The organism is Streptomyces alanosinicus, from assembly GCF_014650595.1.
Taxonomy (GTDB): Bacteria; Actinomycetota; Actinomycetes; order Streptomycetales; family Streptomycetaceae; genus Streptomyces; species Streptomyces alanosinicus.
Genome location: NZ_BMVG01000031.1, coordinates 25641 through 43043, shown reverse-complemented (window position 1 = coordinate 43043; position 17403 = coordinate 25641). Strand labels below are relative to the sequence as shown.

Sequence of the window (17403 nt, the reverse complement as noted above, 5' to 3'; positions counted from 1 at the left end):
CCCGAACCCCAAGGAGTACCCGGCCATGAGCAGCAGCACCGGAGCGTGGCCTCCGCCCCGCGCGTTCTGGACCGACATCCTGCCCGAGAAGACCGCCGGCATGAGGCGCCCGTACCTGTTCAAGGGCGTCGTCCCCGCCTCGGCGGCGAACACGGCCGCCGTCCTGGACGGCTTCGCCGCGATCCGCCGTGCCCACGCCACCGGGGTGGAGATCACCGCGAACGCCAGGGTGTACGTGGGCGAGGAGCACCGCCCCGACCTGGTGGACAAGGTGCTGGCCGCCGACGGCTGGCACGAGGGCGGCGGCTTTCCTGCGTGGATGCAGGAGCAGGTCGGCGCCGAGCGGTTCAGCCTGGTCCTCAACACACTGGAGAGCGTCAGCGAGCCGCTGGCCGCGGGCCTGGGCGAGTTCGTCGGCGCGCTGATCGACGGCTGGGGCCTCCCGGCCGGCGGCGCCGAGCTGGTCGCCTTCGTCGGCAACTACAGCGGGACCGCCTTTGGCTGCCACGAGGGCTACGAGAACGCGTTCCTCACCCACTACGGGCCCGGCACCAAGGACTTCTACTGCTGGCCGGCCGAGGAGTACCGCAAGCTCACCGGAGGCAGCGACCCGCTGTACGGCGACTACACGTGGCTCCTGGAGCACGGCGAGCACTTCGCCCTGGAGCCCGGCGACGCGCTGTTCCTGCCCGAGCGGGTCTTCCACGTCGGCCGGCAGAGCGAGTTCTCCGTCTCCGTCGCCATCTGCCTCTACACCCTCCCCGACGCCGCGATCGCCCGGGCCTGGATCGCACCGGACCTGCTCGGTGCCCTGCTGGCCAGCGAGCCGGACACCGACGCCGGCAGGCCGTCCCCGATGCAGCCGCTGACCGCCGGCCCCGGCGAGCTCGCCGGCCGCCTGAGCACGGTGACCGCCGCCGCGTTCACCACCGCCGCCCAGCAGGCGCCGGGCGCCGCACAGCAGCACGCCCACCAGCGCTGGTACACCGTCCTCAGCAACGGCGGCTGGCAGCAGGCCGACCACGACCTCGCCCGCGACGAGGCTGCCGCCGCGTTCGCGGTCACCGACCTCGCGCCCGGCACGAGCGTCGCGGTCCGCGCCCCCTACCGGCTGATGGTCACCGGCAAGCAGGCGTTCCTCCGCAGCTGCGAGACGGCGGCCGACCCCGCCGTCCTCACCCCCGGCCTGGTCGAGCGCCTAAACGACGGCCCGACCACCCTTCCCGACGACCCGAAGGTGATCGCCGCGATCCGCACGCTCGGCGCCACCGGCGGCCTGACCGTCACCACTGCGCCCGAGGAGACCGAGTGACCACCACCGCACCCGCCCCCACGCTCGACAGCCTCAGCGGCACCAGCCTCGTCGAGGCGTATCTGCGAGCGAACCCGGAGACCCGCAGCTACATCCACGCCACCCTCCAGGGCACCCGCAACAGCGGTGACGACCTCGTCGACAAGCACCTGAAGCCCATGATCGACACGGTATACCGGCAGATCCGCGCCCTGGTCGACCCCGGCGCTCTCACCGTGGCCCAGGCCCGCATGTACATCGCCGAGCTCGCCGTCTTCGCCCGACACAATGCCCAGTTCCTGCGCCTCGCCGCCCAGCAGGTCTACGGCTCCTGCCCCGCCCTCGGGCACGAGTTCGACCGCAACTTCCTGGAGGAGGGCGGCGAGCCCGGCAAGGTCCCCGCCCACTACATCCTCTACACCCGCGCGCTGCTCGCCGACCTCGGCCTGCTCGTCAACGGCCACGTCCCCGCCGACGAGACCGCCAAGCTGGTCCTCCAGCACCAGGTCCTCGTGAACTCCCACATGACAGGACTCATCGCCGGCGGCTACTACGCCACCGAGGGCGTCGCCGTCGCTGAGACGGAGATCCTGAGGGAGATCACCGACCGTTACGGCGAGCTGACCATCCAGGCCAGTGGCGCGGAGCTGAAGAACCTGGACTACTACTACCGGCTCCACCTCGACGAAGGCCACGAGGCCGCGCAGGTCGGCGGCATGAGCGTGGAAGAGGCGCACATCGAGGGCCTGGCCCGGTTCATTCGTCAGAGTGAGCTCTTCCACCTCGACCTGCCGCAGGCCTCTGAGGGCTTCCTTCAGATCTTCAACGCGATGGCACACTGGTGGACCCAACTAGCCTATCGCGCAAGGGAATTGAACTAGTGTCCGAGACTGTCGCCGCCACCGGCTCCGGCCCCGAGGTCCGCTCCGGCGGCTGCCTGTGCGGGAAGATCCGCTTCACCGTCACCGGCCCGGTGGACGACCCGCACATCTGCGCCTGCAAGGACTGCTCGAAGCGCTCCGGCGCGCCGTTCCAGTGGTGGCTCGGCTTCGCGATGGCAGGGCTGAAGTGGACCGGTGCCGAGCCGACCTGGTTCGACACCCACCCCGGCAAGACCGCTCGCGGCTTCTGCGGCGCCTGCGGCAGCCACATCGCCGCCCGCGACTACGGTGACGGCATGGTCATCGGCATCCTCGCCACCGCCCTCGACCACTGCGCCACCGACCTGGCCCTGGTACCCACCAACCTGAATCGGCTCGCCGAGGCCGCCCCCTGGCTCGCCCAGTACGACAACCGGCACGCGGCGGCTGGCTGACCCCGGCCCCTGCGGGGGCAGGCGCACCTGACAGCGTGCGCCCCCGCAGGACCCTGTCGCCGGGCTGTGCTGGGGCCGCCTCCACCCCGCACCACCAGCGCCCGCACCGACCGCCCCGGAGGACCCGTGCCCACCGCCACCCATGTCGCCACCGAGTACGGAACCCTGCGCCGCGTCGCCATGCGTCACGCTGGCGACTTCACCCGCCCCCTGACCGGCCCCGGCGTTCACCCCGTCCTCGCCCGCCAGCAAGCCACCAGCACCTGGACCTTCTACGATCCCGCCGCCGTCCGCGCGCAACAGGACCAGCTGATCGGCCTGTTGCGCGATCGCGCCACCGAGGTAGTCCTGCTCCCCGCGGCGCCGGGCTGCTCCGCCCAGCACTACCCCCGCGACATCGCCTTCGTCGTCGACCACATCCTGGTCCGGGCTCGCCTGAACTCAGCGCACCGCCTTCCCGAGACCGACGCCCTCACCGACCCCGCGCTCGGACTGCGGCCCGTCGACCTGGAGCGCGGCACGATCGAGGGCGGTGACGTCCTGCTCCCCGACACAGGACGCGTCCTCGTCGGCCTGAGCGAGGAGACCAGCCCCGACGGTGCGGCAGCCCTCCAGGAGGCCCTCGTCCGGCACCGCGTCGACCGCGAGGTCATCCCCGTGCACTTCGCGGTCAAGGGGATCGTGCACCTCGACGACCACCTCGCCGTGGTCGCGCCGAGCACCGCCCTCATCCACCGCGAGGTGTTCACCGCCGACCAGAACCGCTGGTTCGACGCCCACTTCGACGACATCCTCCCGGTCACCGACACCGAAGCCCTCGCGGTCCAGGTCAACGTCCTGGCCATCGCCCCCGCCACGATCGTGGTCGCCGCCGGAAGCGACCGCATCGCCGCCGCCCTGGCCGCCCGCGGACTCGAGGTCCTAACCGTCGACTACTGCGAGGTCACCCGCATCCCCGGCTCCCTGCGCTGCACCACCCTGCCCCTGCTGCGCACCTGACCTCCGCTCGCCTTCTCGAAGCTGCCCGCTCCCGACTCGCCCACTCGGGCTCGCCCACTCCGGGCTGCCGGGCCGCTCACGCACCGCCGGCCCCCTCGCCGCCGCCCCCGGAGGATCCCTGCGTTGTCCAGTCCTCTCTCACTCGTCCTCGTCGCCGTTCCCGCCGTGGTGCTGGCCTGCCAGGCCGGCGGCTGGGCCGCCCGCCGCCTCGGCCAGCCGCCCGTCATCGGCGAGATGGCCGTCGGCATCCTCCTCGGCCCCTCCCTCCTCGGCTGGCTCGCCCCCGGCGTCCAGCACTTCCTGCTGCCGCCCGCCGTCCTGCCCTACACCTCCGTGCTCGGCAACCTCGCCCTGCTCGTCTTCCTCTTCCTAATCGGCCTCAATCTCGACCTGGGCGCCTTGCGCGCCACCCGCCGCGCCGTCGCCTCCGTAGCCGCTGGCAGCATCCTGCTGCCCCTCGCGCTCGGCGCCGCCCTCGCGCTCGCGATGTACCCGGCCCTCGCGCCTCCCGGCGTGGAGCAACTGCCGTTCGTGCTGTTCGCCGGCACCGCTCTGTCCATCACCGCCTTCCCTGTCCTCGCGCGGATCCTCACCGACCGGGGCCTGGCTACCACCCGCCTGGGCACCTTCGCGCTCGCGTGCGCGGCCACCGACGACGCCCTCGCCTGGTGCCTGCTTATAGCGGTCACCTCCCTGGCCACGGCCGGCTCCCCGATGGATGCGCTCACCGCCCTTGCCCTGACCGCCGCCCTCACCGCCGCGTTAGCCGCGGCGCGCCCCGTCGTGAAGCGGACGCTGGAGCGCGCCGCCCGCACCTCCGACGACCTGGTGACGGTGCTGCTGGTCACCGAGCTGCTCCTGGCCGCGTGCGCCACCGACCGGATCGGCGTCCACCCCGCGATCGGCGCGTTCCTGGTCGGCGCGACCGTGCCGCGCGGGGTGCCGACCGTCGAACGCAGCGCTGCTCGCCTCCAGGCGGTGGTCGTCCCGGTGCTGCTGCCGCTCTTCTTCGTCGACACCGGTCTGCACACCGACCTCGCCGCCCTCCCCGCCGGCCAATGGGGGTGGGCCGCACTCGTCCTGGCCGTCGCCGTGATGGGCAAGTGGGTCGGCGCCGCCGGAGCAGCCAGGCTCGCCGGCTGCGACTGGCGGTGGTCCGCATTGCTGGGCACCCTGATGAACTGCCGCGGGATCACCGAGATCGTCGTCCTCGGCATCGGCCTCCAGCTCGGAGTCATCTCCGCAAACCTGTTCACGATCATGGTCGTCATGGCCGTCGTGACCACCGCCGCCACCGCGCCCCTGCTCGACCGCCTCACCCGCAACGCCCCCGACCTCAATGCCCCGTCCCCCGCCGGGGTGCCGGTCACCGCGCTGCCCAACACACCGGGAGCGACCCGATGACCACCGTCCCTGCCGCACGGGCCGCCGCGGGCGACGCCGAGACGGCGATACGCTCCCGGCGCAGTACCGTCCGCCTCACCGCGCCAGCTCCTGGCCCAGACGAACTCCTCGACCTACTGGCAGCCGCGGCCACCGCACCCGACCACGGCCAGCTGCGCCCCTGGCGTCTGATCGCGATCTGCGGCAACGCCCGCGTCCGGCTCGGCGAAGCTGCGGCCGAGGCCGCGCCCACCGCCGACCTGGCCAAGAGGACCGCCGCCAAACACCTGCGTGCCCCGCTGATGCTCGCCCTCGTCTTCCAGCCCCGCGACCTTCCGGCCATCCCGCGCTGGGAGCAACTGGCCGCGACGTCCGCGATGGCCACCACCCTGCTGCTGCTCCTCGACGCCCGCGGCTGGGGCGGTGTCTGGTACGGCGGGCCCTACCCGGATGCGCCGCAGGTCCGCAAGCACCTCGGCGTCGGCGACGCAGAGCAACTGCTCGGCTACCTGAACGTCGGCACCCCCGTCCCCGGCGAGGCACCCCGGTCGCGTGCCGCTGCCGACGTCCGGTCCAAGCTCAGCTGGCTCGGCGACACCGCCCTCTGACCCCGCTCCGTGATCGGCCCGACCAGTTCACTCCCGGGTCGGGCCGATCAGGTCAGAAGGCGTGGAGCGGGCCCCCCTCGGCGGCGTCGGCCAGGCGCCGCGCCAAGCGCCGACTCTTGAGGTGCTGAGCAGCCGTCTTCGCCTTCGCCAGCGACTCCTCCCACTCCGCCCGGTCACCACGCAGCCGCGCCAGTTCCGCACCGGTGATCAACAGCTCCACACTGTCGCGCGTACGCTCCGGCGGCAGCCCCATCGCCACCTTCAAAGCCTCCGTACCCTCCTCGGCCAGCCCGGCCATCGCCAGCGCCCACGCGGCCTGCCCTTCCAGCTCCGGGCGGTCCAGCCACGCCAGCCACCTCGGGTCCGACCCACGCCCGGCCCGGTCGAACGCGGCACGCGCCCGCTCCACCGCCGCCCGGCACCGCGCGCCGTCACCGTTGTAGGCCCACGCCCTCGCCTCCGTCACCGCAACGTAGGCCCGCACGAGCGCCGGTGCGCCAGTCGCCGCGACCACCGCGCTGCGGGCATGGGTCAGCACCTCCCGGCCGTCGCCCCGTACCGCCGCCAGCCGGGCCTGGTGAATGCATCCGCGTGCCAGCCGGCCGCGATCCCCGATCGCCTGCGCCAGCCGCATCGCCTGCAGGTCGTAGCGTTGAGCCAGGCCCGGCAGCTGGTCGTCGTAAGCCATGCTCGCCAGCGCGAGCACCGCGTCGGCGACGCTGCCGTACAGCAGCCGGGCACGCCCGGCGTTGAAACCCCCTTCGAGCAGCGGAACGGCGTGGGCGGCGAGGAAGGCGGCGAACACGGAGCGGAACTGCCCCCCTCCGTGCCGGGCGTCCGTCCTGCCGTACAGGTCGGTATGCGCGTCCAAGAGCTCGATGTCCGCCACAGTCACCCGCCGCTGTCCGCGCCCGGTGATCTCCGTGTCGGGAAGCATGACCAGCGCCTCGACCGCAGAGGGCGTCGAGGCGAACGGCATCCTCCGCACCGCCGCACTCCTGGGCACGGCGTCCATCTGCCAAAGCCGCCGCAGCATCCGCACAGCGTGTCTCAGGTCGCCGTATTGGAGCGCCTGCTCGGCGACATCCGTGTCCTCGGACGACCATCCCAGGCTCTCAGGGGTCACCTGACGCTTGCACGCCCGGGTCAGGACGTAGCACGCCGCAGCCGCCAGTTCCGGACCCGGCTGCGCCCCCGCGAACCAACGCGACACCGTGCTTGTGCTTACGGACCGGGGATGGCCGGTGGCCGCGCAATGCTCGCGGATCCTCTTGGCGAAACCCGACATCGACCACTTGAGCCCATCCAGCACGATCCGCTCGAGGTCCCTGTTCCTCTGCGAGGCGCCGCGCACCGACGCCGACCCGCTCATGCGCCTGCCCCCGGGATCTGGGTCACCGTCAGCTCACGCATGCCGGTCTCGGACCGGTTGGACGAAGACCTTCGTGCGGTGTCGCGGGGCTACCAGGGCGCTGCAGGACGCGCCCGCCCGATCCATGTCGCCGGCCGTCTCGCCGGTAGGCGGGTCGGTGGAGCTATCCGCGGGCCGAGGCACGGAGCCGGTCGTGTCCATGAGGAGCCCCCGAGGGCGGTGTCAGATGGCGATCTCATTCCGGACCAGGGCGAGGAAGCCTCCGCGCGCCTGGATTGCGGTGAGGGTGTCGGCATAGACACATGGAAAGGTGCTGATATCGACCCGGGACACCGCGACGATGCCGTGGATCTCGCCGCGGCAGATCGCCGCGTACAGCCGGGCCATCTGCGGGCGGATCGCGGGGTCGGCCATGCCGGTGCTGTCGTACGTCGTGATGGGGGCCTGCCAGCTGAGGCGGTGGACCACGGCTTGGGTCTCGGCCAGTCGGCCGGCGGGATCCTGGCCCGGCTTGACCAGGGTGTACCGGCCGACCCGCACGGGTGTACCAGTTGCAGCGAGGCGCTGCACGGCGCGGTTGAGGAATGCCTCACGCAGGGCGAGCAACTGGGCGGTGTTCGCCTCCTCGCGTAGAAATCCTCCGGCGGTGTGCAGAGGCGGTCTGCTGCTCGTGTGCAAGGCGCTGGGCCGTGCCGGCAGATAGGAGACGGACGGGCGCAGGACGCGTACCTCGTCGGCACGCTTCGCCTTCGTTGTGATGGTCGGCAAGACGAAGGGGCGGTCAGCTGTTTGCGGTGTTGTGTCAGCAGGCGATGCCATGGGTCACCTTCACTGCGTCGGCGGCGGGCGAAGAACGATGAGACGAGGTCTGACTGGGGTGGCGTGCGCTGCCGCTGGTGGTGGGGGCGGACCAGAAGGCAGGACGTGTGAATCGGCCGGGGCCGGGAGCGCGGGTGAGGAGCGCGCACACCGGCAGCCGCCCGGGGCCGGAGTGGATGTAGGTGGGCCACGTGCCGGTCAGTGCGGTGACGTCCGGCATGTGCCGGGGCCACAGCCCGATCCCCGCCTTCCGGTGGTGCAGTACCAGCGGGGCGGTGGCGTAGGGGTGAGGCGTGGAGAGGAGGTGGGTGGAGGAGATGACGCTGCCGGGCGGGAGCCCGTGCCGGAGTACGGCCATCAGGTGGCTGGCCGCGTCGTTGGGCAGCCATGGCAGTACGTCGTGCAGGAGGACAGCGATGGGGCGCCGCCAGTCGAGCCCTTGAACCGCGGGATGGGCCAGCAGCGCCTCGGTTGCGGTGATATCGGCGAGGACCGCGTCCGAGCTGTCCGAGCCGGGCCGGCAGACCAGCCCGATGCGGCGGGCAGCGTGCGCGTGGAGGTCGCGGTCGACGTAGACCGTGCGGGCGCCGGCCGGGCCCGGGTGCCGAGCGGCGGCGATCTCGTGGACTTGCGGGCCAGTGGGGGAGGGCAGGCCGCAGCCCAGGTCGAGAATCTGGTCGAAGCCTCGCGCGACGAGGTGGGCCGCCGTGCGTCGTCCGTGCTGATGCAGAGTGCGAGCGGCCTGCGGCCACCAGGTGACTGCTCTGGCTACCTGGGCGGCCACGTTGCGGTCCACCGCGAAGACGGCGCCGCCCAGGAGAGCAGTGTGGATCCGGGCCGCCGAGACAGCGGGTACGCGGGGGTTCATGCCGGCCTCCTTGCCCCGGAGTCCTGTGTCGCGGCATGAACCGTGGCCGCCTGCCGGGTGGCGCGGCTACCGGCGGCCTCGGCGGATGACTGTTGCTGGACAACGGCTTGTTGCAGCTGGGCCAGGCTCCACTGGGAGGGCATCGCCCTGCGGACGGCGTCCTCCAGCAGCTGGCGCTGGCCTATCGCCGCCCGACCGTTGTCTACGCCGCTCTGCGCCTGGCGGGGATGGTGAGTGACGTAGACCTGACGGCGCAGCCGCTGGGTGTTGCTTCCGTCCCAGCCCCATGCCGTGCACGTGTACTCGGTGAGCAGCGCGACGGGTTCAGCCAGTGATTCCGGTACGAGACGCATGGTGATCGCCCCCTTCTCGGCCAAGCGGACGAGCAGGGACAGTCCGTCGGGTATCCGGTCCAGCACGCTCTGGTGCAGCAGCAGTAGCGTCCGGCACCCATGGGAGGACGCCTGTCGCCGGCCAGGGTTGGCGGAGGCCGGTGGGTCCGGCAGAGGCAGGAGGGACGCCGGGAGGGGACCGGCGCTGTAGACGAGGGCGGCCCGGGCGCTGGCCTGGAGCGCGTCCACCCATGCTCCGGACGGGGCGAAACCGTCGAGATGGTGCTGATGGCCCGGATGTGTCAGGAGTGCACGTGCCTCCTGCACCTCGCGGTCGGGTGCTCCGTAGGCGCCCAGCAGGGCGCCCGCGATCGCGGCGGACATCGGAGCCCGGGCCAGCTCCAGGGCGCGAATCCTGCTGGCCGACGCCTTGACGATGTCCGCGGCCTGCTGGTCGCTCAGCCCGGCGCGCGTGCGGTAGCGGCGCATCAGCGCGCCGACCAGGACGCGAGGCAGGGAGGGAATGGCGCACTGCGGTGCACACGGCGGGAAGACGAGTCTGCCGGTGGTCATGGGCGTACCGCCGTGGGACCTGTCGGGACGAGGGCGGTGGGGACCTGGGGTTGGGACCGCAGCCAGTCGCAGGCCTCGACGGTGGTGTCCACGGCAAGGGTGGGCACGGAGCCTTCGGGACAGTGAGTGCGCCCCGCCGCGATCCACACGGTGTGCAGCCCCGCCCGCACACCTCCCTGGATGTCCGTGTCCAGGCGGTCACCGACCATGGCCGCCCAGGTGCTTTCGTCGGCATGGAGTTCGTCCAGCGCCACACGGAACAAGGCCGGGTCCGGTTTGCGTACGCCGTACTCGCCGGAGACGACGACGGAGTCGAAGTACGGCGTGAGCCGGGCCATGTCGAGCTTGATGCGCTGCGCGTCCGGCGATCCGTTGGTCACCACACCCAGCGCCCACCCATCGTCCACCAGCTCCTCCAGGGCGGTGCAGACCTCCGGGCGGTGCGGAACGAGATCGGCGGACCGGCGCCGGTACTCGGCGTGCAGGGTGGCGATGGACGTACGGATCCCGAAGTCGCTTTTGATCTCTTCGAAGAAGTGATGCCGTGCCCCGGCGTGCCGCTGCTCCGCCTCCAGGAGCCAGGGCAGAGGGATGCCCGTGCTCCGGGAGTACTCGGCGGCCCAGCGGGCGAACGCGGCCGTGTGGTCGGTGAGGGTGTCGTCTAGATCGAACAGCGCGATCTTCCGTGCGGGACGCGGGCTTGTCGCAGGCCCAGTGCGTGTCATCGTTGTCACGCTCGCGGCGGCTGCCGTCGGCTCCGCCGAGCTCCTGCGGTGCCGCAAGGTGCAGTCGGCCAGGGTGACTTTGTCAAGGACGGCGCCGCGCAGCTCCCGCAGAAGCTGACGGGCGATGACGCGATGGATGGCGTCGTCGTCGAACCGCACGTCCTGGTCGACCTGTGGCGGATTCGTTGGCGAGTAGACGGTGCCGCGGACCCCGACAAGTTCGGCCTCGCGCACGCGCAGCGCGATGAATCCCTGCTGCAGAACGTGGCAGGCGCGCAGGGCGCGGCGGGCGTCCTTGAGGCACACGGCCGGCGTCGCGGTGACGATATCCCGGGGGAAGGTCAGCGACTTCTGCAAGGCGGCGTCCGCGTTGAGCAGCCATAGCACCCCGTGCTCGTTGCAGTCCGGCTCAGCGCTGCAGACGGCGCACAGCGGCCTTTGGTCCATGACCTCACGCTGCCGCGCCGGGTGGTGCAGGGCCCACTGCCTGGGGCCGGATGGCGTTCCGCCCCACCGCTCCCACAGGACGCCGTCGATGTCGCGGTCCTCGGGCTGCTCGTCGGCGTACGCGACGTGGCCGCTGTCGTCGAAGAGCACGGTGACGTCGCACGGACCTTCGTCCGCGAAGGGAGCGACGTAGAGCTGGTTCCCGGGCGCAATAAGAGCGCTCACGGCAGCCGGGGCCGCGGCGGGTGGGAGAGCGAGGGGTCTCACGGGAGGTCTCCGGGGTTCAGGACGCGAGGGCGCGCGGGGCTACGGCGTTCACAGCGAGCTGGAGGAGCAGCGGGGCAGTGATGACGCGACCGAAGGGCTGCCAGCGGATCCATCGCGTGGAATTGATGAGCGCCGGGGTGGTGCCGGGGATTGGCGGGAGCGGGAGGGTGGTGCCACAACTGAAGTACTGGGTGCGGGCCGGCCACACGGGGATGTCCGATTCCTCGGGGACGAAGAACGCCCATCGGCCCTCGACGGCGCTGACCGCGCCGACCGGGTCGACGGACAGCTCCATCCGATCGAGCAGAGCGACGGCCTGGTGGGCCAAGTCCTCGTCGATGAGGACGACCTCGAAGCCGGGGCCGACGGGCAGGATCCCTGCGCAGTGCAGAAGCAGCAGGTCCGCAAGCTCCGAGTCCGGGCGCACACTGCGGGACAGACGGGTGCTCAACTCGGCCTCCTCGCGGCTTTGGAGTACACCGTGGAGGTCTTCTCATACGGGGCGACTCCCACAGCGGCCGGTACGCAGGAGTAGCTCCGTACGGTGTTGTGGCAGTCGACCTGGACCCGCTCGTTGAACAGGCTGACGGAACAGCTGGGGGTGGCGGTGTGCGTGGGCATCGGGGGAATCTCCAAGGAAGGGGGAGGTGGAGCGGCCTGCGCGTTCGGCGCCCGGTTTAGGCGGGAATGGCCGTTGTGGCGTGGCGGGTGGCGTGCTCCGGTCCGGCGAAGCGGTGGGAGTACTGGCCCTTGGAGGTGCCCAGGGCTGTCTCGGCCAGTCGCAGCAGTTGGATGTCGGAGGTGCCGGCGGGCGCGTAGATGTGGTGCGCGTCGCGCAGATAGCGCTCCATGGGGCGGTCGGTCTGCAGGCCTGCGGCTGCGTGGATTTCCATAGCAGTGCGGGCGGAGTCCAGGAGGAACTCCACATTGACGAACTTGGCGTTCATCAGCTCGGCGTCGCAGGACGGGGGGTCGTCCCGCAACTCGGTGCCGTTGTGCAGAACGCCATCAAGGAGGCTGGCCGCGTGGTAGGCGGTGAGCCGGGCCGTCATCAGCCGCGATTGGATCTGGCCGATCTTGCGTTGGACCGTCGGCAGGGCGTGCAGAGGCTTGCCGTAGCGGATGCGCTCGCGGCAGAACGCCGTGGTGGTCTCCAAGATGGCCTCGTGTAGACCGAGGGCCACGGCCGTGAGGTTGGGGCGGCCGTACAGGATGCTCGAGGAGTAGGCGACGTCTTTGCCGTCGCCCTCGGCGCCGAGCCGGTTGGTGGCGGGAATGCGGCAGTTGTCGAAGATCAGCTCTCCGAAGGAGAACCCGTGCAGGCCGAGGGTGTCCTGGTGTGGTGAGACGGTCAGGCCGGGCCTGCCGGATTCGACGAGGAAGGCGGTCAGCCCTCGGGAACCGGTGCCGGTGCGGGCGACGACGCCGTGAAGGTGGCCGATGTGGGAGTTGCCGACGTAGACCTTGGCGCCGTTGAGGAGGTAGTCGTCGCCGTCACGTTCGGCGGTCATCTGCATGCCGAGTACGTGGCTGCCGGAGACTTCCTCGGTGACCGCGATCGTGGGCAGGCACGTTCCGGCGGCGATCCGGGGCAGCCAGGTGGCCTTCTGCTCGTCGGTCCCGAAGTGCATGATCTTGGCTGTGCCGAGCTGGGAGGCCTGCACCATCGCGCCCATCGAGGCGCTGATGCGGGAGAGTTCCGCGATGATGAGGGTCTTGGCGAGGTGACCGACTGCCATCCCGCCGTACTCCGTTCCGATCGTGGCGCCGACCCAGCCGCGCCGGGCGATCTGACCTGCCAGCTCGTGCTCGATGCGGTGGCTGGCTTCCATGTCCGCGACGCGTGGCGCGACGACGGTCTCGGCGAACGCGCGTACTTCGTGACGGAGCTGCCGGTGGCTCTCGGTCAGGAACGACTCGGACACGGGATTCCCCTCCATTGGGACACCCAGGGTCGGGTGTCGTCGGCGAAGCGGTGACTACGAAAGACGGATGCCGGCACCGTCGTAGACGAGTTGCAGAACGCGGTCGCGGTACTGCTTGATCAGGGCGAGGGATGCCTGGCCGGTGGACTGGTCCATCGCCTCGAGCCCGATGAAGCACACGGTCCCGAAGACGTCGCCGCCGGTTCCGTCGGGGTCGTGGATGAGGGGAGCTCCGGCGTAGGTGCGGATGCCGAGTTGGTCTACGACTGGGTTCACCGCGAAGCGGGGCTTGGCACAGACATTCGGCAGGACGAGGGCCTTGGTGCGGTGGGCAACTTCGGGGCAGTACCCCCAGTCGGGGGCCATCGACCGCTCCACCTGCGGAAGATCGCCGCCCGGGTGGGCGGAGAGGCCGACGAATTCCTGTCGGCCGGTGACCGGGTTGAACGCGTTGACGATGGCGTACGGAGCGCCGGCCTCGGCCGCCAGCGCGGTTGCCAGCTCATCCAGCTGCGGGTCTATGCGGTCCAGGCCGAGATGCTGTAGCAGCTGAAAGCGGGCTTCAGCGGCAGGGGTTCGGGGGGCAGGGATCATGTGCGGGCTCCGAGGACGGTGTGCGGGGACGCGGGCAGGCGGTACAGGGCATGGCGAACGACGTCTTTGAGGACCTCGAGGACGGACCGGCGGTCGCGGGCGTCACACGCGACGACCGGAACGCTGGCGTCAAGTCGCAGGGCTTCGCGGACCTCGTCCAGCAGGTAGCGCGGAGCTCGGTCGAACTGGTTCACCGCGATGAGGAAGGGCAGTTGCTGTGCCTCGAAGTAGGCCACAGCGTCGAAGGCGTCTTCCAGGCGACGGGTGTCGACCAGCACCACCGCGCCGGCTGCGCCACGGGAGAGGTCGTCCCAGATGTTGTTGAAGCGGTCCTGCCCTGGAGTGCCGAACAGCATCAGAATGATTTCCGGGTGGAGGGTGATCCTCCCGAAGTCCATGGCCACGGTGGTTGTCTTCTTGGACTCCACGCCCACCAAGGCGTCGACGCCCTCGCTGGCCTGGGTCATCGCCGCTTCCGTGAGGAGCGGCCGGACCTCGCTGACTGCGCCGACCAGGGTCGTCTTGCCCGTGCCGAAGCCCCCGGCGATAACAATCTTGATCTTCCGCAGGCGCGGGGGAGCAGCCTCACAGGTTGTGTAGGCCGACAAGGACAGCCTCCAGGAGTTCTCGGTCGGGACGATGGCTGGCGTCGTGGTGTTCGGCGATGACCAGGGCTTGGACGTGGAGCAGGTCGGAGGCGAGGATCTTGGCCACCTGAACGGGCTGCCCCAGGTGGAACGCGAGTTCGGCGACGGGCTGGGGAGTCGCGCACAGCAGGCGGATCCGCTCGCCCTCCGGGCCGAGATCGATGTCCGCGGGAACGGGGTGAGCAGCCAGCAGCGTGTCCAGCTGCAGCGGGTAGTCAGAGCGGGTGCGTCCGCCCGTAAGCGCGTAAGGGCGAAGCCGTGCACCTCCCGCCCCGATGACAGCGTCGCTATAGGGGCCGACCACGTCACTGGACCAGCTGCGGTGCGCTGGGGGCAGGGTTGAGCGATGCGCTGCGGACAGGGTTGAGCAAGTGCTCGCGCATCCTGTCGATCCACTGGTGCATCTCGTATCCGACAACGCCCACGTCGGCCGTCGAGCTGGTGAGCACGGCCAGCAGCGCACCGACCATGTTGGGGACCTGCTTCGGGCCGTCCGCCCGCATGATGAACAGCGTGCCGGAGTCGTGTTCGATGGCGGTCTGCTGCACCTGGCCCGGCGCGTCCACGAACACTCCGCTCGACAGGGACGCGAGCCCGCTGACTCCCGCAGCAAGCGTGTCCGCGTCCGTTTCCGAGAGCCCGGCGTATTCGTTGACCAGGCCGTCGGACGTGACGAGGACAGACGCGGCGACTCCGGGGACGCGGTCGACGAAGTCCGCCAGCATCTGACCCAGGGCGCTCAACGAGGTGGTGTGCTGTGACATGAAAATTCTCCAGGGAAGGGGAAAAGGGGGCGTCACTCGCCGGCCGAGCGATGGCCCGCCGCGTGGTGGGCACCCGCGCGGTACTGCGCCATGAGGCCGGGCGTGGGGCCTTTGCTCGCCGGCGCAGACTGGGGTGGAGCAGAGGTCTGGCCAGCGGCGGGCGTGGCAGGGCGGCGGGGCAGGGGAGCTCGCCCCTCGGTCGGGGCTTCGGTGGCATGTTGGCGCACGGCAGGTGCTTCCGTCGCTATCGGGTGCACAGCGCCCGAAGGCTGGGACAGGCCAGAACGGCCTTGGTGGACCGAGAGCTCGGGGAGCACCTGGTATTGCACTGGCTCTGCCGGCGACGCGGGCACGCTGTGGACCGTGGCCACGGGCGAGGTCATGAGGACCGCGTTGGGGATGAGCGCGAAGGCGGTCACCCCGGGGCCGTCGGTGTTCGCCTGCAACTGGACCCGGATGCCGCAGCGCTGGGCAAGCTGGCCGGTGACCACCAAACCGATGCGGCCCGCTTTCAGGTGCGAATAGACGTCCACGGTCTGCGGCGCGGCCAACTGCTCGTTCAGCTGGCACACCAGCGCGGGAGTCATGGACATGCCCTGGTCGCGGACCGCAATCACCAGGCCGCCTTGCTCCACCGTCGCGGTCAGCTGCACCTTCGTCCGGGAATCGGAAAACTGGGTGGCGTTCTCCAGCAACTCGGCCAGCAGGTGGACCACGCTGGGACCCACGTGTCCAGGGAAGGACAGCCTGTCCGGGGCCAGGCCGACCCCCACCCGGTCGTACCGTTCGATCTCCTCGACGGCCTGGCGCAGCGCGGTGGACACCGGCAGAGGATCACGGGGACGGCCAGCCAGACTCTGCCCGCCCAGTACCGCGATGTTCTCCGTGAACCGCCGCAGCTGGGTCACCAGATGGTCGATGCCGAAGAAGTCATTGAGGATGTCAGGGTCCTCAACCCTGTTCTCCGCCTTGTCGAGGGCTGCCAGAGCTCGGCCCACCAGCGCGTTCTGCCGCTGGGCGATGGTCCGCAACAAATCTGTCTGCGCGCGCTCGCCGAGCGCGCTTCGCTGATGGAGCTGCCCTGCACGGTCGATAGCCTGTTCCACCTCGGCACGGGCGTGGAACAGCAGCTGCTCCACGGCCAGCGCGGGGTCGGCGCTGAGCGACCCGATGAACTCCGGTGGGACCGCCGACGGACTGCTGAGGGCTCCACCCTCTACCCGCTCCAGTGCCCCGCTGATCGCGGCACGCAGCTCCTCGACGCCGGTGACCAGGCTCTCCAGGTGCGCGTCAGCGCCCTCGAATGTGGCATCCGCGCGACGAACCCCGAACCAGGTGAACCCGATCCAGGCGGCACCAGCGACGGGCACGGCCACGGCGAGGGGGGCGAACGCCGCGTTGTGCACTGCCCAGGCACCGCCCGCCGAGACACCCGTCGCCAGCATCGGACCTAGGACCAGCCCGCGTAGCGAATTCCTGCTCAGCGGTGCTGAGCGGGCGGTGCGGCGCCGGAGTTGATTGGGGCGGCGGTGGTCAGACATGGGATTCCTCAAGAACACGGGCCCGGCAGGCTAGGGCGGGTGGAAGGGGGAGTCGTCGGCCGAACATCTGCCAGTGGCGGCGCCTGCGCGGCTGTGCTGCTGCGGACGGGAAGGCGGATTCGGCACGAACCCTGGCCAGCAGTTCCTGCACGGCTTCTGCGGCCATCACCAACCGGATCCGCGATTCCATGAGGCCAGCGGGCCCGGGAACACTGCTCAACCGTCGCGCCGCAGCGACTTTCGTGCCGGACATCGAGCCCGCCTCGCTCGCCCTGCCGAGGCCCTCAACATGGCTGGCGAGCCGGGTCAGGAGCTGGTCGACATCGGCTTGCCGCGACGGAAGCGGCAGGTCGTCGCCAAGCACGAGGTAGACGTCGCGCTCAGCCTTGGTGATGACCGCTGCGATATCGACGCCGGGCCGCTTGCCCGCCATGCGCGGCCACCACCACGAACGCGGAGCTGACACGATTGTGCTCAGTACCGGGGATACCGCAGGGGATGTGTCCGAGGCCGGGTCTGCGGAGGCCCTCACAAGGTCTCCTTGTTCCCACGGGAATCCGTCGATGTCATCGCGGTCTTCGGGGCGCTTGTCGGCGTAGCGGGTGCGGCCGGTCGCCGATGGGCACACTGACGCCGCACGGGGCCTCGCCCTACTCATGCGCCGGCTCCAACCGCGGAGCCGGCCAGCCGGAAGGGGTTGATCACGCGTCCGTCCGGGAGGATTTCGCCGGTGTCGAAGCGGACGACGCCGTTGCACAGCAGACCTTCCCTGCGCCGGGTGAGCAGCAAGCACTACGGCGGCATCGCGGTCCTGGGCTTCTGCGGAGGGGCAGTGGGGTCGGTGCTGACACATGGCGGGTCCTCGGAAGAAACGGCTCTGCGGTCATGGGCAGTGGCTGAAGGCGTAGAGGCTGCGAATAACGTTGCCTTTCG

At 70.6% G+C, this 17403-nt stretch carries 19 protein-coding genes and 1 pseudogene; 6 read left to right on the top strand and 14 right to left on the bottom strand.

The window, feature by feature from the left end:
- Positions 1-25: 25 nt before the first annotated feature.
- From IE277_RS36105 to IE277_RS36080, 6 genes are all read left to right on the top strand, one after another.
- Positions 26-1312 (top strand): hypothetical protein, encoded by a 1287-nt coding sequence (locus tag IE277_RS36105; RefSeq protein WP_189957978.1) that lies wholly within the window; start codon positions 26-28, stop codon positions 1310-1312.
- On the top strand, positions 1309-2172 hold the full coding sequence (locus IE277_RS36100; protein ID WP_189957977.1) for a DUF3865 domain-containing protein: 864 nt from the start codon (positions 1309-1311) through the stop codon (positions 2170-2172). Before IE277_RS36105 ends, IE277_RS36100 begins: the two co-directional genes overlap by 4 nt.
- The gene (locus IE277_RS36095; protein WP_189957976.1) at positions 2172-2606 is read left to right on the top strand and encodes a GFA family protein; all 435 of its coding nucleotides are present in this window, start codon (positions 2172-2174) and stop codon (positions 2604-2606) included. The genes IE277_RS36100 and IE277_RS36095 overlap by 1 nt, the downstream gene beginning before the upstream one ends.
- Before the next feature lie 126 nt (positions 2607-2732).
- Positions 2733-3605 carry a dimethylarginine dimethylaminohydrolase family protein gene (locus IE277_RS36090; RefSeq protein WP_229882220.1) on the top strand — a complete coding sequence of 291 codons (873 nt, stop codon included), beginning with the start codon at positions 2733-2735 and terminating at the stop codon, positions 3603-3605.
- A gap of 123 nt (positions 3606-3728) precedes the next feature.
- Positions 3729-5009: a cation:proton antiporter gene (locus IE277_RS36085; RefSeq protein WP_189957975.1), complete on the top strand. Its 1281-nt coding sequence runs from the start codon at positions 3729-3731 to the stop codon at positions 5007-5009.
- Entirely contained in the window at positions 5006-5596 is a 591-nt protein-coding gene (locus IE277_RS36080; RefSeq protein ID WP_189957974.1) for a nitroreductase family protein, read from the top strand. The genes IE277_RS36085 and IE277_RS36080 overlap by 4 nt, the downstream gene beginning before the upstream one ends.
- A 52-nt stretch (positions 5597-5648) precedes the next feature.
- Here the strand turns inward: IE277_RS36080 and IE277_RS36075 are convergent, their stop codons facing one another.
- From IE277_RS36075 to IE277_RS36010, 14 genes and pseudogenes are all read right to left on the bottom strand, one after another.
- Complete coding sequence (locus tag IE277_RS36075) at positions 5649-6968, bottom strand: NsdA family TPR-like regulatory protein (RefSeq protein WP_229882219.1); 1320 nt, start codon at positions 6966-6968, stop codon at positions 5649-5651.
- A gap of 222 nt (positions 6969-7190) precedes the next feature.
- Positions 7191-7736, bottom strand: a complete 546-nt coding sequence (locus IE277_RS36070; protein ID WP_189957973.1) for a hypothetical protein — start codon at positions 7734-7736, stop codon at positions 7191-7193.
- A 34-nt stretch (positions 7737-7770) separates the two neighbouring features.
- Complete coding sequence (locus IE277_RS36065; protein WP_189957972.1) at positions 7771-8655, bottom strand: SAM-dependent methyltransferase; 885 nt, start codon at positions 8653-8655, stop codon at positions 7771-7773.
- Positions 8652-9560 (bottom strand): helix-turn-helix domain-containing protein, encoded by a 909-nt coding sequence (locus IE277_RS36060; RefSeq protein ID WP_189957971.1) that lies wholly within the window; start codon positions 9558-9560, stop codon positions 8652-8654. The genes IE277_RS36065 and IE277_RS36060 overlap by 4 nt, the downstream gene beginning before the upstream one ends.
- Positions 9557-10957 (bottom strand): HAD family hydrolase, encoded by a 1401-nt coding sequence (locus IE277_RS47945; RefSeq protein WP_229882218.1) that lies wholly within the window; start codon positions 10955-10957, stop codon positions 9557-9559. The genes IE277_RS36060 and IE277_RS47945 overlap by 4 nt, the downstream gene beginning before the upstream one ends.
- 58 nt (positions 10958-11015) lie before the next feature.
- Complete coding sequence (locus IE277_RS36050) at positions 11016-11450, bottom strand: hypothetical protein (RefSeq protein ID WP_189957970.1); 435 nt, start codon at positions 11448-11450, stop codon at positions 11016-11018.
- Positions 11451-11676: 226 nt separating this feature from the next.
- Complete coding sequence (locus tag IE277_RS36045; RefSeq protein WP_229882217.1) at positions 11677-12924, bottom strand: acyl-CoA dehydrogenase family protein; 1248 nt, start codon at positions 12922-12924, stop codon at positions 11677-11679.
- A gap of 54 nt (positions 12925-12978) precedes the next feature.
- Positions 12979-13518: a GAF domain-containing protein gene (locus IE277_RS36040; protein WP_189957968.1), complete on the bottom strand. Its 540-nt coding sequence runs from the start codon at positions 13516-13518 to the stop codon at positions 12979-12981.
- Positions 13515-14126, bottom strand: a complete 612-nt coding sequence (locus IE277_RS36035; RefSeq protein ID WP_189957967.1) for a GTP-binding protein — start codon at positions 14124-14126, stop codon at positions 13515-13517. Before IE277_RS36035 ends, IE277_RS36040 begins: the two co-directional genes overlap by 4 nt.
- Positions 14104-14469 (bottom strand): DUF742 domain-containing protein, encoded by a 366-nt coding sequence (locus IE277_RS36030; RefSeq protein ID WP_189957966.1) that lies wholly within the window; start codon positions 14467-14469, stop codon positions 14104-14106. The genes IE277_RS36035 and IE277_RS36030 overlap by 23 nt, the downstream gene beginning before the upstream one ends.
- A gap of 1 nt (position 14470) precedes the next feature.
- The gene (locus tag IE277_RS36025; protein WP_189957965.1) at positions 14471-14929 is read right to left on the bottom strand and encodes a roadblock/LC7 domain-containing protein; all 459 of its coding nucleotides are present in this window, start codon (positions 14927-14929) and stop codon (positions 14471-14473) included.
- Between the two features lie 32 nt (positions 14930-14961).
- A complete protein-coding gene (locus IE277_RS36020; RefSeq protein ID WP_189957964.1) occupies positions 14962-16374 on the bottom strand; it encodes an ATP-binding protein in 1413 nt (470 codons plus the stop codon).
- Between the two features lie 88 nt (positions 16375-16462).
- Entirely contained in the window at positions 16463-16903 is a 441-nt protein-coding gene (locus tag IE277_RS36015; protein ID WP_189957963.1) for a hypothetical protein, read from the bottom strand.
- A 221-nt stretch (positions 16904-17124) separates the two neighbouring features.
- Positions 17125-17323 (bottom strand): annotated as a pseudogene (locus IE277_RS36010) (DUF5999 family protein).
- Between the last annotated feature and the right edge of the window lie 80 nt (positions 17324-17403).

Bases quoted from the DNA above. Each gene is read 5' to 3' on its own strand.
- IE277_RS36105 (WP_189957978.1), top strand. From the start codon at position 26: ATGAGCAGCAGCACCGGAGCGTGGCCTCCGCCCCGCGCGTTCTGGACC.
- IE277_RS36080 (WP_189957974.1), top strand. From the start codon at position 5,006: ATGACCACCGTCCCTGCCGCACGGGCCGCCGCGGGCGACGCCGAGACG.
- IE277_RS36075 (WP_229882219.1), bottom strand. From the start codon at position 6,968: ATGAGCGGGTCGGCGTCGGTGCGCGGCGCCTCGCAGAGGAACAGGGAC.
- IE277_RS36065 (WP_189957972.1), bottom strand. From the start codon at position 8,655: ATGAACCCCCGCGTACCCGCTGTCTCGGCGGCCCGGATCCACACTGCT.
- IE277_RS36060 (WP_189957971.1), bottom strand. From the start codon at position 9,560: ATGACCACCGGCAGACTCGTCTTCCCGCCGTGTGCACCGCAGTGCGCC.
- IE277_RS36040 (WP_189957968.1), bottom strand. From the start codon at position 13,518: ATGATCCCTGCCCCCCGAACCCCTGCCGCTGAAGCCCGCTTTCAGCTG.
- IE277_RS36025 (WP_189957965.1), bottom strand. From the start codon at position 14,929: ATGTCACAGCACACCACCTCGTTGAGCGCCCTGGGTCAGATGCTGGCG.
- IE277_RS36020 (WP_189957964.1), bottom strand. From the start codon at position 16,374: ATGCTGGCGACGGGTGTCTCGGCGGGCGGTGCCTGGGCAGTGCACAAC.
- IE277_RS36015 (WP_189957963.1), bottom strand. From the start codon at position 16,903: ATGGCGGGCAAGCGGCCCGGCGTCGATATCGCAGCGGTCATCACCAAG.